The sequence below is a fragment of the Nocardia abscessus NBRC 100374 genome, from assembly GCF_000308455.1.
GTDB lineage: Bacteria > Actinomycetota > Actinomycetes > Mycobacteriales > Mycobacteriaceae > Nocardia > Nocardia abscessus.
Map to the genome: position 1 here is coordinate 96,568 of NZ_BAFP01000037.1, position 12,923 is coordinate 109,490.

Below are 12,923 nucleotides of genomic sequence, written 5' to 3' on the forward strand. Positions count from 1 at the left end.
TTGATGTCCCACTCGAAGTCTACCGACCGAGCGCTTACACAAACCCGTCCGACGAAGGACCCACCGCAGATTCCCAGTTGCCCGGCCGTTTCCTTCCCACGGCAGGTGCGACTGCGCGGCCAAGGGTGACGGCCGAAAGTACCGATCGGGGCGGCAGCGGTGCGTGCCATGCTGAGGGCCGGAGTCGACCGAGGGGAACGAATGCAGAATCGCCCATCGGCAGCGGAGTTGCTGGAATCGCTCGCCGAACTGCTCGAGCAGACGCTGCTGCCTGCCCTGCCCGCGGATCTGCAGCACAAGGCGCGGGTCGGGGCCAATCTCGCCAGGATCGTGCGCAGGGAGATCGAATCGGGCCCCGCCGCGGCGGAGCAGGAGCGTGCGCTGCTCGCCGCGGTGGCCGAGGGGGACGACGAACAACTCTGGAAGGCGCTGGTTTCCGTGGTGCGGGCCGATCTCGCGATCGCCAAACCCGGGTACGACGCCTGGGCGGGCGAGTGAGCGCCGACCTGGCACGCGGTTTGACCGAGTTCCTCACGGCGGGGAGCGGCCGGCCGGTGACAGTGTCGAACGTCGAATTCCTCTCCGCGGGCGCTCGCCGCCGGAACGTCGCCTTCGACGCCCATACCGGAAGCGGGACACGACGCTTGGTCGCGACCATCGTGCCGAGCGCGATCGAACTGGTCCCGGTGGACGTGGAGGCCGCGGTCCGGGAACTCGCGCGCACCCACGGTGTGCCGGTGCCGCCCGTGGTCGCGATCTGCACCGACAGCGCCTATGCCGGCGGGCCGTTCGTGGTCTCCGAGCGGGTGGACGGAGAGACCGTGCCGCGCCGGGTGCTACGGCTGACCGAGGCGGCGGACCTCGGCGAACGAGTCGCCGAGCAACTGGGCGAGGCCATGGGGCGCCTGCATGCCATCGACCCGGCGAGCGCGCCCGCACGGCTGCCCGCGGCGGCCGCCGATCCCGAGCGTCAGCTGAGCGAGGCCCGCGAGCAGGTGCGCGCGCTCTTGGCGGATCGGCCGGTGTTCGCCCTGGCCCTGCGCTGGCTGGAACGCCACTGCCCACCGCCACCGTCGCGCACGGCGCTGCTGCACACCGACATGCGCAACGGCAACATCGTCGTCGGTCCGGACGGTCTGCGCGCGGTGCTCGACTGGGAAGGCGCGCAGCGCCACGGCGACCCGATGCGCGATGTGGCCTGGCCCGCGCTGCGCATGTGGCGCTTCCGCGCGGACGAGCGGGAGTTCGGCGGTCTCGCCGGCCGTGCGGCGTTCGTGCGCGGGTACTCCCGCGGGGGCGGCGACTTCGACGAGGACCGGTTCCGCTGGTGGAAGGTGATGTGCACGCTGGCCTGGGGCGTCGGTCTCGCCGGGCAGGCCGCGGCGCACTCCGACGGCAGCGTGCGCGACATCGTGATGGCGGCCAGCGGCCGCCGGGTGTCGGAAATCGAATGGGACCTGCTGATGCAGATCCGACCCACTGCGAAAGGTTAGATGCCGCGATGGATTTCGAGCTACCCGCGGAACTGGTCGATTACCTGGCCGAACTCGACGCGTTCATCGAACGGGAGATCACGCCGCTCGAGCAGACCGGCGACAATATCCGGTTCTTCGACCACCGCCGCGAGGACGCCCGCACCGACTGGGAGCGCGGCGGCCTGCCGAACGCGGAATGGGAGGAGTTGCTGGCCGAGGTCCGCAGGCGCGCCGACGCCGCTGGGCACCTGCGCTACGCGTTCCCGGCGCGATACGGCGGCCGGGACGGCACCAACCTGGGCATGGCCGTGATCCGCGAGCACCTGGCCCGGCGCGGTCTCGGCTTGCACTGCGACCTGCAGAACGAGCACGCCATCGTGGCCAACAACGTGGGCCTGCTGCTCATGCTCGAATACGGCACGCCCGCGCAGCAGGCGCAGTGGGTGGACGGGTTGGCCTCGGGGACGAAGTTCTTCGCCTTCGGCATCACCGAGCCCGAGCACGGCTCCGACGCGACCCACATGGAAACCTCGGCGGTCCGCGACGGCGACGGCTGGGTGATCACCGGACAGAAGACCTGGAACACCGGCGTGCACATCGCCGACGCCGACCTGATCTTCGCGCGCACCTCGGGCGGCCCCGGCGACGCGGCGGGCATCACGGCGTTCCTCGTGCCCATCGACGCGCCGGGCTTCGTCGTCGAGGAGTACCTCTGGACCTTCAACATGCCCACCGATCACGCCCGCGTCGCGCTGAACGGCGTCCGGGTGCCGGACACCGCCGTCTTCGGCGGCGAAGGACGCGGCCTGGCGGTGGTCCAGCACTTCTTCAACGAGAACCGGATCCGCCAGGCCGCCTCCAGCCTGGGTGCGGCGCAGTACTGCATCGACGAGTCGGTGGCGTACGCGAAGCAGCGCAAGCCTTTCGGCAAGCCGCTGGCCGCCAACCAGGCGATCCAATTCCCCCTGGTGGAACTGCACACCCAGTGCGCGATGCTGCGCGCCCTCATCCACAAGACCGCGTGGTCGATGGACACCTACGGCACGTTCGCGGTCTCCGAGCAGGTCTCGATGTGCAACTACTGGGCCAACCGGTTGTGCTGCGAGGCCGCCGACCGCGCCATGCAGGTCCACGGCGGCCTCGGCTACTCCAGGCACAAGCCGTTCGAGCACATCTACCGCCATCACCGGCGCTACCGCATCACCGAGGGCGCCGAGGAGATCCAGATGCGGCGCGTCGCGGGCTACCTGTTCGGCTTCATGGGAAGCAAGGCGCCCAAAGGAGTGTGACGCGGACGGTTCAGAGGCGGCGGATGCGGGCCAGCCACGCGGCGGCGTCGACCTGTCCGGACTCGGAGATCTCCAGGTCGGCCGCTTCCTGAGCCACCAGGTCGGTGACTCGTCCGCGGTACCGGGCCTGCCGCAGGTCCTCCACCACCCACCCGTCGCGGAACGACTCCCGAATCAGTGTGTCGCTGATCCGAGGGCCGAACCCCGGCTCGGTATCGGAGAGTGCGAGCACATGGACAGTGCCGCCCGGCTTGCAGACCGCGTGCAGGCTGCGGACGTACGCGGCGCGCGCCTCGTCCTCGGTCCCGAAGACATGGAACAGCGCGCTGTCGACGATCGTGTCGAACGCGGGCGCGGAACCGGGCGGGTCACCGGCGAAATCCGGCCGGTCGCCGAGCGCCAGCGCGTCGGCCACCTCGAACGCGGCGGTGGGCACACCCTGCTCGGCCGCGTTGGCGCGCGCGTACGCCACCGCACTCGGCGACATATCGATCCCACGCACGTCGTATCCGAGCCTGGTCAGCAGAATCGTGTGCTCACCCGCGCCACAGCCCGGATCGAGCACCCGGCCGCCGATACCCCCCTCGCGCTCCAGCGCGACGATGGCGGGCTGCGGCTCACCGATCACCCAGGGCGCGGTGTCGTTGTCGTAAACGGTATTCCAGAAATCCGCTGGACGAGTCATGCAACCACTGTCCATCCTCAACCCCACTCGAGGTCAACCTGCCACGCCGTCCGAGGCGCTTGTGCCCCCGAACTGTCCCGCACGCAGACCACGAAGTGTGCGATGCCCTCACCAGGTCTGGGCGAGGTGGGCCGCGTCTGCGTCGGGGCGGCGTGGGTGGGTACGCGCGCGTTATGAGCACACCGAATGTCGATCCGACGACGGCGGAGTCGATGCAGCAGGACGCGGATTTCGCCGACGAGCACACCAAGCCGACGCACGCCGATGAGCACCCCACCGGAGAAGAGCTCGAGACCGACGAGTCGACTCCGCGCGGGCACAGCGGATCGGACGAGTAGCAGCGCGTGGCACGGCCGGTGTACGGGACCGTGCCACGCAACGGACTCAGACGACGGCGACCAGACGGGCCGCGTTCGCGGACTCGTCGTCGGCCGCCTGATTGGCGGCCAGTTCGGCGTGCACCCGCTCGCGGTAGCGGGTGATCTCGCGCTCGGTGGCGGCGGCGTCCCAGCCGAGGTGAGCGCCGATCAGCCAGGCCACCTCGGGGGCGGCGGCCAGCCCTCGGTCGGCCGCTTCGATGGAGACGCGGGTACGGCGGGTGAGCACGTCGTCCAGGTGCAAGGCGCCCTCGTGGGTCACCGCGTACACCGCCTCGGCGCCGAGGTAGCCCGGCGCGCCGGTGAGCGGCTCGCCCAGTTCGGGCTCGCGGGTGATCAGGTCGAACAGGTCGGTGATCGCCGAGCCGTAACGGCCGAGCAGACGCTGCACCGTCGCCCTCGGCAGGCCCGCGCGCTGCGCGAGACTGTCCAGGTCGGCGGCGAGTTCCTGATACCCCACCGCCCCGAGGATCGGCAGGTGCTCGGTCACCGAGGGGGCTACCGCCCGGCCGAGCCCGGCCACCGCCGCGTCCACGACGTCGGCGGCCATTACGCGGTAGGTCGTGTACTTGCCACCCGCGATCACGAACAGCCCGGGCGCCGGTTCGGCCACTGCGTGCTCGCGCGAGAGCGTCGCGGTGTCGGCCGACGCGCCGGACAGCAGCGGGCGCAGTCCCGCATAGGTGCCGACGATGTCGTCGCGGGTGAGCGGCTCGCGCACCACCCGGTTGACGTGGTCGAGCAGGTATTGCACGTCGGCGTCACTGGCGGCCGGGTGATCCTTGTCCAGCGCCCAGTCGGTGTCGGTGGTGCCGATGATCCAGTGCCCGTGCCACGGGATGACGAACAGCACGCTCTTCTCGGTGCGCGTGATCAGGCCGGTGCCCAGGTTCAGCCGGTGGCGTGGCACCAAGATGTGCACGCCCTTGGACATCCGGACGTGGAACGGGAACTCGACGCCGGTCATCTCGTTCATCTCGTCGGTCCACACGCCGGTCGCGCTGATCACCCGCCGCGCGCGCACGGTGTGCACGCGGCCGGTTTCCAGGTCTGTGACCTCCGCGCCGACGACGCGTTCACCATCGCGCAGCAGGGCCGTCACCTTGGTGCGGGTGAGCACGGTCGCACCGTGCTGTGCCGCGGTGCGCGCGATCGTCATCGTGTGCCTGGCGTCGTCGACTTGCGCGTCGAAGTACCGGATCGCGCCGGTCAGCGCGTCGTCGCGCAGCGCGGGCGCCAGTTCCAGCGCGCGCGTGCGGGACAGGTGCCGGTGCATCGGCAGCGCGCGGGCGCCGCCGATGGTGTCGTACAGCGCGACGCCCGCGCCGATGTAGGCGCGCTCCCATACCCGATGCCGTAGCGGCAGCAGGAACGACACCGGGCGCACCAGGTGCGGGGCGAGGCGGTGCAGCAGCAGGCCGCGTTCCTTCAGCGCCTCCCGCACCAGCCAGAAGTCGAGCTGCTCCAGGTAACGCAGGCCGCCGTGGATGAGTTTGCTGGAGCGGCTCGAGGTGCCCGCGGCGAAGTCCCTGGCCTCCACCAGGGTCACGGTCAGGCCGCGGGCGGCGGCGTCGAGGGCGGCTCCCGCGCCGACCACGCCCCCGCCGATGACGAGCACGTCGATCTCGGCGTCGCCGAGCGAGTTCACCGCGCGGGCGCGGTAGGTAGCGTCCAAACGTGCGGACACAGCGGTATCTCCTTGTTTTGGGGGGTATCGGGATAAACCGGCGTCGTCCCTCACTCGTCGACGTCGATCCAATCGAGGGTGCGGGCGACGGCCTTCTTCCAGCGGGCGTAGCCGCGCTCGCGCTGCTCGGCCGACCAGGTCGGGCTCCAGCGCCTGGCTTCGTTCCAGTTCTGTTCCAGTTCGTCGGTGTCGCTCCAGAAGCCGACCGCCAGCCCCGCCGCGTAAGCCGCGCCGAGTGCCGTGGTCTCCGCGACCACCGGCCGCGACACCGGCACGCCGAGGAAGTCGGCCTGCAACTGCATGCACAGCTCGTTGGCGGTGACGCCGCCGTCCACTCGCAGCACGTCCAGCCGCACGCCGGAATCGGCCTGCATCGCCTCCACCACGTCGCGGGTCTGGTAGCAGATCGATTCCAGGGTCGCCCGTGCGAGATGGGCGTTGGTGCTGTAGCGGGACAGGCCGACGATCGCGCCGCGCGCGTCCGAACGCCAGTACGGCGCGAACAATCCGGAGAACGCGGGGACGAAGTACACCCCGCCGTTGTCCTCGGCCTGCCGGGCCAGCGATTCGCTCTGCGCCGCGCCGGAGATGATGCCGAGCTGGTCACGTAGCCACTGCACCGCCGAGCCGGTCACCGCGATCGAACCTTCCAGCGCGTACACCGGCTTCTCCGAGCCGAACTGGTAGGCGACCGTGGTCAACAGGCCGTGCTGGGACCGCACGATCTCGGTTCCGGTGTTGAGCAGCAGGAAGTTACCGGTGCCGTAGGTGTTCTTCGCCTCGCCGGGGCGGAAGCAGACCTGCCCCACGGTGGCCGCCTGCTGGTCGCCGAGCACGCCGGACAGCGGGACCGCCCCGCCGAACGGGCCGTCGGGGCGGGTGGTGCCGAAAAGCTCCGAGTTCGCCGAGGGGGCGATCCTGGGCAGCATCGCGCGCGGCACACCGAACAGCGACAACAGCTCGTCGTCCCAGTCCAGTGTCTCCAGGTCCATCAGCATGGTGCGGCTGGCGTTGGTCGGATCGGTGACGTGCACGCCGCCGTCGACTCCGCCGGTCAGCTGCCACAGCAGCCAGGTGTCGGTGGTGCCGAAGAGCGCGTCACCGCGTTCGGCGTCCTCGGACACTCCAGGCACGTTGCTCAGGATCCAGCGCAGTTTGCCGCCGGAGAAGTAGGTGGCGGGCGGCAGGCCCGCCTTGCGCCGGATGGTGTCGCCGTGCCCGGCCCGTTCCAGTTCGGCGGCGATGCGATCGGTGCGGGTGTCCTGCCAGACGATCGCGTTGCAGTACGGCCGCCCGGTCCTGCGGTTCCACACCACCGTGGTCTCACGCTGATTGGTGACGCCTACCGCGGCGAGGTCGCTCGCGACGAGATCGGCCTTGGTCAGGGTGGACTGGATGACCGCGCGGGTGCGCTCCCAGATCTCGGTCGGATCGTGCTCCACCCACCCCGGGCGCGGCAGGATCTGCTGGTGTTCGAGCTGGTGGCGGGCCACCTCGTTGCCGCTGTGGTCGAACACCATGAAGCGGGTGCTCGTGGTGCCCTGGTCGATGGCTCCGACGAACTTGCTCATCGCGGTCCTTTCGGAAGTGCTGCCGGAGAGCTCGAACACCGCTGAGCCTCCCGTTCACCCCGCAGGCCGCGAACGCGACCGTGCGTGTCTCGGAAATTACGGCGGAATGTCCGACCCGGATACGGCTCCCGTTCGACATTGTCGAATCGCGCCGCAGGCGATAGGTTTCCCGGCATGCCGGGCGCGATCCAATCGATCGAGCGGGCGGCGGCCGTCCTGCGGCTGCTGGCCCGCGGCTCCGGGCGCCTCGGCGTCGGCGACATCGCGGGCGCGCTCGAGCTGCCGAAGCCGACCGCGCACGGCATCCTGCGCACGCTGCTGGGTGTCGGCTTCGTCGAGCAGGACCCGGCGACCGGCAAATACCGACTCGGTGCGGCGCTGCTGCATCTGGGCACCAGCTACCTCGACGCGAACGAGTTGCGCTCCCGCGCGATCAACTGGGCCGACGCGCTGGCGGCGCGCACCGGCGAGTCCGTGCGGATCGGCGCTCCGATGGACGGTGCGGTGGTCGTGGTCCACCACGTGTTCCGGCCGGACAACACCGAACAGGCGCTGGAACTCGGCGAGCTCCTGCCGCCGCACGCCACCGCGCTGGGCAAGGTCCTGCTCGCCTACGACACCGACTTGGCCGATACGGTGCGCCGCGGGGAACTGGCCCCGCTCACGCACCGCACCCTGGTCGACCGTGCCGCGCTAACCAAGGCGCTCGGCGGTGTCCGGCAGGCCGGATGGGCCGGCGACACCGAGGAATTCCGGACGGGGGAGGCGGGCATCGCGGCGCCGATCCGGGCGCCCGGCGGCCTGGTGGTCGGCGCCATCGGCATCACCGGCGCGGTCGACCGGCTCTGCGACGCTCAGTGGCGGCACCGGTCCGCGCTGGTCGGTCACGTGCTCGACGCCGCTCGCGCCGTGTCGAGGGATCTCGGTGCGGGCCGCTGACCTCCGTCCGGCCTACGACCGGCGGATTTCGACCAGGAGCAGCCGAGCATGAAGCAGCGTTACGTGCTGGCCATCGATCAGGGCACCACCTCCACGCGGTGCATCCTGTTCGATCAGCGTGCCCGGCTGGTCGGCGTCGCCCAGCGCCCGCACCGGCAGCACCATCCGCAGCCGGGCTGGGCTGAGCAGGACGCGCTGGAGATCTGGCGCAATGTCGAGCGGATCGTGCCGCAGGCGCTGCGCGATTCCGGCGTCACCGCCGACCGCATCGTCGCCCTCGGCATCGCCAACCAGCGCGAGACCACCGTGGTGTGGGACCGCCGCACCGGGACGCCGATCGGCCGCGCCATCGTCTGGCAGGACATGCGCACCGAGGAGCTGGTCGGGGAACTGGAGCGCAAGCCGGGCGCCGACCGGATCCGCGAACGCTGCGGTCTGCCGTTGGCCGGTTATTTCGCCGCGCCGCGACTGCGCTGGATGCTGGACTCGGTGCCCGGTCTGCGCGAGCGCGCCGAGCGGGGCGAGGTGCTGTTCGGCACGATGGAGACCTGGCTGATCTGGAACCTCACCGGCGGTCCCGACGGCGGGCTGCACCGCACCGACGTCACCAATGCCAGCCGCACCCTTCTGATGAACCTCAGCACTCTCAGCTGGGACGACGAACTGCTGGAGTTCTTCGGTATCCCCGCTCGGATGCTGCCGCGCATCCAGCCCTCCACCGCGTCCTACGGCACGACCCACCGGGTAGTCCCCGGCATCCCGATCGCCGCCGCGCTGGGCGACCAGCATGCCGCGCTGTTCGGCCAAACCTGTTTCGCCCGTGGGGAAACCAAGTGCACCTACGGCACCGGCGGTTTCCTCATGATGAACACCGGACGCGAGCTGGTGCGGTCCGAGCACGGCCTGCTCACCACGATCGGCTACCAGATCGGCCCGGAGCCGGTCTACGCGCTGGAGGGACCGATCGCGGTCACCGGTTCGCTCGTGCAGTGGGTGCGCGACAACATCGGCCTGATCACCAGCGCGCCGGAGATCGAAACCCTCGCCCGCACCGTCGAAGACAACGGCGGCTGCTACGTGGTGCCCGCGTTCTCCGGTCTGTACGCGCCGCATTGGCGCGGCGACGCCCGCGGACTCATCGCCGGGCTGACCTCCTACATCACGAAGGGGCACATCGCCCGCGCGGTCCTGGAGGCCACCGCTTGGCAGACGCGCGACGTGGTCGAGGCGATGAACGCCGATTCCGGCCTGCAGGCCGCGGCTTTGCGCGTGGACGGCGGCATGACCTCGAACAACCTGCTCATGCAGATCGTGGCCGATGTCCTGGATGTTCCGGTGTCGCGTCCCTTCGTCGCCGAAACCGTCTCGCTCGGCGCCGCGTACGCCGCGGGCCTCGCCGTCGGTTACTGGCCGGATCTGGAAGGACTGCGCAACAATTGGCGTCTTGCCGCCCAGTGGGTTCCGCGGATGGACCCCGAGTTGCGGCAGGACGAGTACGAAAACTGGAAGCGCGCCGTCGAGTTGACCTTCGGCTGGGTTCGGTCGAAGAAGCGGGCGCGGCAATGAGTCCGGCTCGTGGCCGCGTGCTGCCGGGGCGAGCGCTCGGCACTCGTGTCGGGACGGTGGGTTAGCGTCGAGATCATGCGGCTTCACGTGGGATGTGCGATGTGGACGCACGCGGCTTGGCAGGACAAGCAACTCGCGCCGGGGGAGCGGTTGCGCTGGTACGCCACGCGGTGCAACGCGGTCGAGGGCAACACGACGTTCTACGCGACGCCTTCACGGCGAACGGTGCAATCGTGGGCGAGCCAATGCGATCCCGCGTTCCGGTTCGTGCTCAAGCTGCCCAAGCCGATCACCCATGAACGCAGGCTGGTCGGCGCCGAGGACGATCTGCGCTCGTTTCTCGGCGTGATGGAGCCGCTCGGGGAACGTATCCACGCGCTGTGGGTGCAGCTGCCGGGCTCGTTCGGCCCGACGGATCTCGGTGCGCTGGCCGGATTCCTGCGGCAGGCGCCGCGCTCCTACCGGATCACCGTCGAGGTCAGGCATCCCGCGTTCTTCGCCGACGAGCAGGCGGCGCGCAGGCTCGAATACGTGTTGTCCAGGGTCGGCGCCGAATGGGTTCCGTTCGACACCACCGTGCTTTTCGACGGTCCGCCCACCAGTGCGGCGGAGCAGGAGGCGGCGGCGAAGAAGCCCCGGGTGCGGCGCAGGATGCGCGCGCTGACCGAATACCCGATCGTGCGGTATCACGGCCGCGACGACGTGCGGCGCACCGTCGAAGGCTGGCAACCGTGGGTCGGCACGGTCGCCGAATGGTTGCGGGAAGGCCGGTCACCGACGGTGTTCCTGCATACGCCGGACAATGCCGGCTCGCTGGAGCTGGCCCGCCGCTTCCACGACGAGGTCCGTGCCCGCCTGCCCGAGCTCGACCCGCTGCCCGAGCCCGCGGCGGCGGAGCCGATGACGCTCTTCTGACCGGAAGAACGCCTTCCGCGGAAGCTCGAAGCTCCCGCGGAAGGCGTCCGACGCGCTCAGGCCTGCAGGCCGACCTCGACCTCGAGGGTGAGTGTGATCTTGTCGCCGATCACCGCGCCGCCGTCGGGCAGCGGCATGTCGATGGTGATGCCGAAATCGCGGCGGTTGATCACGGTCTTGGCCTCGAAACCCGCGACCGGCCCGTGGCCCATGCCGGGGTTCGCGCCGAGGAATTCCACTTCCAGCGAGACCGGCTTGGTGACGCCGCGAATGGTGAATTCACCGTCCACCACGAAGTCCTCGCCGTTCAGCCGGAATCCGGTGGACTTGAACGTGGCCACCGGGAACTGCTCGGCCTGGAAGAAGTCCGCGGTGCGCAGGTGCGCGTCGCGCTGTTCGTTGTCGGTGGTGACCGAGTCGACCCGGATCTCGGCCTCGGCCGAGGCGCTGCCGTCCTCGCCGATGACCAGCTTGCCGGAGAAGTCGGTGAAGCGGCCGCGCACCTTGCTGACCATCAGGTGGCGTACCGAGAAGCCGAGCGTGGAGTGGGCGGGGTCGATGGCCCAGGTGCCCGCGGTCAGAGCGTTGGTGGTTCCGGTCGACATGAGTTCTCCTTGATAGTTGAGATTTAAACTAGTTCGGTATGGATCGGTCGGGAGTGATTCGGGGAAAAGATCAATGAGTGCCGAGCAGCTGTGCGAACGGTACCGGGTCGTCGTACGGATCGGTGGCACGCGGTCGCGGCGTGTTGGTCAGCATGGCGGCGAATTCCGCTGCGGCACGGCCGATTCGGGTGCTCAGCCCGCCCTCCGCCGCGGAGGCCCAGTCCTCGGAAGCCGCGTAGACAGCAGTCGGCGCGACCACCGCGTGCAGGTAACTGAACATCGGACGCAGTGCGTGCTCCAAGGCGAGGGAATGGCGCGCCGAGCCGCCGGTCGCGCCGAGCAGCACGGGCATCCCGGTCAGCGAATCCGGCTCCAGGACGTCGAAGAACGTCTTGAACAGGCCGCTGTAGGAGGCGTTGAAGATCGGCGTGACGGCGATCAAGCCGTCGGCGGCGGTCACGGTATCGATCGTCGCGCGTAGGTCGCCCGCCGCGAATCCGGTCACCAGATTGTCGGTCAGATCGCGGGCGTGGTCGCGTACTTCCACGACGTCGACTGTCACCTCCCCGCCGGTCGCGGCCAGCGCCTCGCCGGTGGCGGCGGCGAGGCGATCGGCGAGCAACCGGGTCGAGGAGGGCTGCGACAGGCCCGCGGAGACGACGGCGATGCGGGTCATCGGGTCGCCTCCACCGCCGCCTCGCGGGCGGCTACCAGGCTCGCGTGCGTCGGCGCGTCCGGAACATGCGCCGGGCGCAGCGCCGCGAATTCCTTGCGCAGCACCGGAACCACCTCTTCACCGAGCAGGTCCAGTTGCTCCAGCACGGTCTTCAGCGGAAGGCCCGCGTGATCCATCAGGAACAGCTGGCGCTGGTAGTCGCCGAACGACTCGCGGAAGGTGAGCGTCTTGTCGATGACCTCCTGCGGGCTGCCCACGGTGAGCGGGGTCTGCTCGGTGAACTCCTCCAGCGACGGGCCGTGGCCGTATACCGGCGCGTTGTCGAAGTACGGCCGGAACTCGCGCACGGCGTCCTGGGAGTTCTTGCGCATGAACACCTGTCCGCCCAGGCCGACGATCGCCTGGTCGGCCGAGCCGTGGCCGTAGTGCTCGTAGCGCTGCCGATACAGCGCGATCAGCCGCTGGAAGTGCTCTTTCGGCCAGAAGATGTTGTTGGCGAAGAATCCGTCACCGTAGTAGGCGGCCTGCTCGGCGATCTCGGGGCTGCGGATCGAGCCGTGCCAGACGAACGGCGGTACGTCGTCCAGCGGTCGTGGCGTGGAGGTGAACGACTGCAACGGCGTGCGGAACTTGCCCTCCCAGTCGACCACGTCTTCGCGCCAGAGCCGGTGCAGCAGGTGGTAGTTCTCGATCGCCAGCGGGATCCCGTCGCGAATGTCCTTGCCGAACCAGGGGTAGACCGGCCCGGTGTTGCCGCGGCCCAGCATCAGGTCCACGCGTCCCTCGGCGAGGTGCTGCAGCATCGCGAAGTCCTCGGCGATCTTCACCGGGTCGTTCGTGGTGATCAGCGTCGTTGCGGTGGAGAGCTGGAGCCGCTCGGTCCGCGCCGCGATATAGCCGAGCATGGTGGTCGGCGACGACGGCACGAACGGCCGGTTGTGGTGCTCGCCGGTGGCGAACACGTCCAGCCCGACCTCTTCGGCCTTGCGCGCGATCGTCACCATGGCGGTGATGCGCTCGTGCTCACTCGGCGTCCGGCCGGTCGTGGGGTCGGTCGTCACATCACCGACCGTGAAAATTCCGAACTGCACGACGCCTCCTTCGTTCTCAGTCTGGCTCAATTTGGTGGATATGGCAA

At 69.7% G+C, this 12,923-nt stretch carries 13 protein-coding genes; 7 read left to right on the plus strand and 6 right to left on the minus strand.

The genetic code is table 11. The annotated features are described in order from the left end of the window. Window positions 1-201 precede the first annotated feature (201 nt). The 3 genes from ON19_RS06890 to ON19_RS06900 are packed head-to-tail and all read left to right on the plus strand — an operon-like array spanning window position 202 to window position 2,764. The gene (locus ON19_RS06890; protein ID WP_043688351.1) at window positions 202-498 is read left to right on the plus strand and encodes a DUF6285 domain-containing protein; all 297 of its coding nucleotides are present in this window, start codon (window positions 202-204) and stop codon (window positions 496-498) included. Next, window positions 495-1,493 (plus strand): phosphotransferase family protein, encoded by a 999-nt coding sequence (locus ON19_RS06895; RefSeq protein ID WP_043688353.1) that lies wholly within the window; start codon window positions 495-497, stop codon window positions 1,491-1,493. Before ON19_RS06890 ends, ON19_RS06895 begins: the two co-directional genes overlap by 4 nt. An 8-nt stretch (window positions 1,494-1,501) precedes the next feature. Then, window positions 1,502-2,764 (plus strand): acyl-CoA dehydrogenase family protein, encoded by a 1,263-nt coding sequence (locus tag ON19_RS06900; RefSeq protein ID WP_043688355.1) that lies wholly within the window; start codon window positions 1,502-1,504, stop codon window positions 2,762-2,764. 10 nt (window positions 2,765-2,774) lie between these two features. Here ON19_RS06900 and ON19_RS06905 read toward each other — a convergent pair whose 3' ends face one another. Further along, a complete protein-coding gene (locus tag ON19_RS06905; RefSeq protein WP_086006602.1) occupies window positions 2,775-3,449 on the minus strand; it encodes a class I SAM-dependent methyltransferase in 675 nt (224 codons plus the stop codon). 173 nt (window positions 3,450-3,622) lie between these two features. On the opposite strand from ON19_RS06905, the gene ON19_RS42800 reads away from it, so the two are divergent. After that, entirely contained in the window at window positions 3,623-3,787 is a 165-nt protein-coding gene (locus ON19_RS42800; RefSeq protein WP_169334161.1) for a hypothetical protein, read from the plus strand. Between the two features lie 46 nt (window positions 3,788-3,833). Here the strand turns inward: ON19_RS42800 and glpD are convergent, their stop codons facing one another. Then, the gene (glpD, locus tag ON19_RS06910; RefSeq protein ID WP_043688358.1) at window positions 3,834-5,513 is read right to left on the minus strand and encodes a glycerol-3-phosphate dehydrogenase; all 1,680 of its coding nucleotides are present in this window, start codon (window positions 5,511-5,513) and stop codon (window positions 3,834-3,836) included. Window positions 5,514-5,563: 50 nt separating this feature from the next. Further along, the gene (glpK, locus tag ON19_RS06915; protein WP_043688472.1) at window positions 5,564-7,084 is read right to left on the minus strand and encodes a glycerol kinase GlpK; all 1,521 of its coding nucleotides are present in this window, start codon (window positions 7,082-7,084) and stop codon (window positions 5,564-5,566) included. Window positions 7,085-7,258: 174 nt separating this feature from the next. On the opposite strand from glpK (ON19_RS06915), the gene ON19_RS06920 reads away from it, so the two are divergent. The 3 genes from ON19_RS06920 to ON19_RS06930 all read left to right on the plus strand — a co-directional run bounded on the left by ON19_RS06920 (window position 7,259) and on the right by ON19_RS06930 (window position 10,504). Beyond that, the gene (locus tag ON19_RS06920; RefSeq protein WP_043688359.1) at window positions 7,259-8,023 is read left to right on the plus strand and encodes an IclR family transcriptional regulator; all 765 of its coding nucleotides are present in this window, start codon (window positions 7,259-7,261) and stop codon (window positions 8,021-8,023) included. A gap of 48 nt (window positions 8,024-8,071) precedes the next feature. Beyond that, window positions 8,072-9,589: a glycerol kinase GlpK gene (glpK, locus tag ON19_RS06925; RefSeq protein ID WP_043688360.1), complete on the plus strand. Its 1,518-nt coding sequence runs from the start codon at window positions 8,072-8,074 to the stop codon at window positions 9,587-9,589. 75 nt (window positions 9,590-9,664) lie between these two features. Next, window positions 9,665-10,504: a DUF72 domain-containing protein gene (locus ON19_RS06930; RefSeq protein ID WP_227954443.1), complete on the plus strand. Its 840-nt coding sequence runs from the start codon at window positions 9,665-9,667 to the stop codon at window positions 10,502-10,504. A 56-nt stretch (window positions 10,505-10,560) separates the two neighbouring features. Here ON19_RS06930 and ON19_RS06935 read toward each other — a convergent pair whose 3' ends face one another. The 3 genes from ON19_RS06935 to ON19_RS06945 form a co-directional block, all read right to left on the minus strand. Continuing rightward, window positions 10,561-11,109, minus strand: coding sequence for a YceI family protein (locus tag ON19_RS06935; protein WP_043688363.1), 549 nt, complete (start codon window positions 11,107-11,109; stop codon window positions 10,561-10,563). A gap of 70 nt (window positions 11,110-11,179) precedes the next feature. Then, the gene (locus tag ON19_RS06940; RefSeq protein WP_043688365.1) at window positions 11,180-11,785 is read right to left on the minus strand and encodes an FMN reductase; all 606 of its coding nucleotides are present in this window, start codon (window positions 11,783-11,785) and stop codon (window positions 11,180-11,182) included. Further along, the gene (locus tag ON19_RS06945; RefSeq protein WP_043688366.1) at window positions 11,782-12,876 is read right to left on the minus strand and encodes an LLM class flavin-dependent oxidoreductase; all 1,095 of its coding nucleotides are present in this window, start codon (window positions 12,874-12,876) and stop codon (window positions 11,782-11,784) included. Before ON19_RS06945 ends, ON19_RS06940 begins: the two co-directional genes overlap by 4 nt. Between the last annotated feature and the right edge of the window lie 47 nt (window positions 12,877-12,923).

Coding starts and splice junctions, on each gene's coding strand:
- ON19_RS06920 (WP_043688359.1), top strand. CDS start 7,259: ATGCCGGGCGCGATCCAATCGATCGAGCGGGCGGCGGCCGTCCTGCGG.
- ON19_RS06890 (WP_043688351.1), top strand. CDS start 202: ATGCAGAATCGCCCATCGGCAGCGGAGTTGCTGGAATCGCTCGCCGAA.
- ON19_RS06935 (WP_043688363.1), bottom strand. CDS start 11,109: ATGTCGACCGGAACCACCAACGCTCTGACCGCGGGCACCTGGGCCATC.
- ON19_RS06930 (WP_227954443.1), top strand. CDS start 9,665: ATGCGGCTTCACGTGGGATGTGCGATGTGGACGCACGCGGCTTGGCAG.
- ON19_RS06905 (WP_086006602.1), bottom strand. CDS start 3,449: ATGACTCGTCCAGCGGATTTCTGGAATACCGTTTACGACAACGACACC.
- glpK (WP_043688360.1), top strand. CDS start 8,072: ATGAAGCAGCGTTACGTGCTGGCCATCGATCAGGGCACCACCTCCACG.
- glpK (WP_043688472.1), bottom strand. CDS start 7,084: ATGAGCAAGTTCGTCGGAGCCATCGACCAGGGCACCACGAGCACCCGC.
- ON19_RS06900 (WP_043688355.1), top strand. CDS start 1,502: ATGGATTTCGAGCTACCCGCGGAACTGGTCGATTACCTGGCCGAACTC.
- ON19_RS06940 (WP_043688365.1), bottom strand. CDS start 11,785: ATGACCCGCATCGCCGTCGTCTCCGCGGGCCTGTCGCAGCCCTCCTCG.
- ON19_RS42800 (WP_169334161.1), top strand. CDS start 3,623: ATGAGCACACCGAATGTCGATCCGACGACGGCGGAGTCGATGCAGCAG.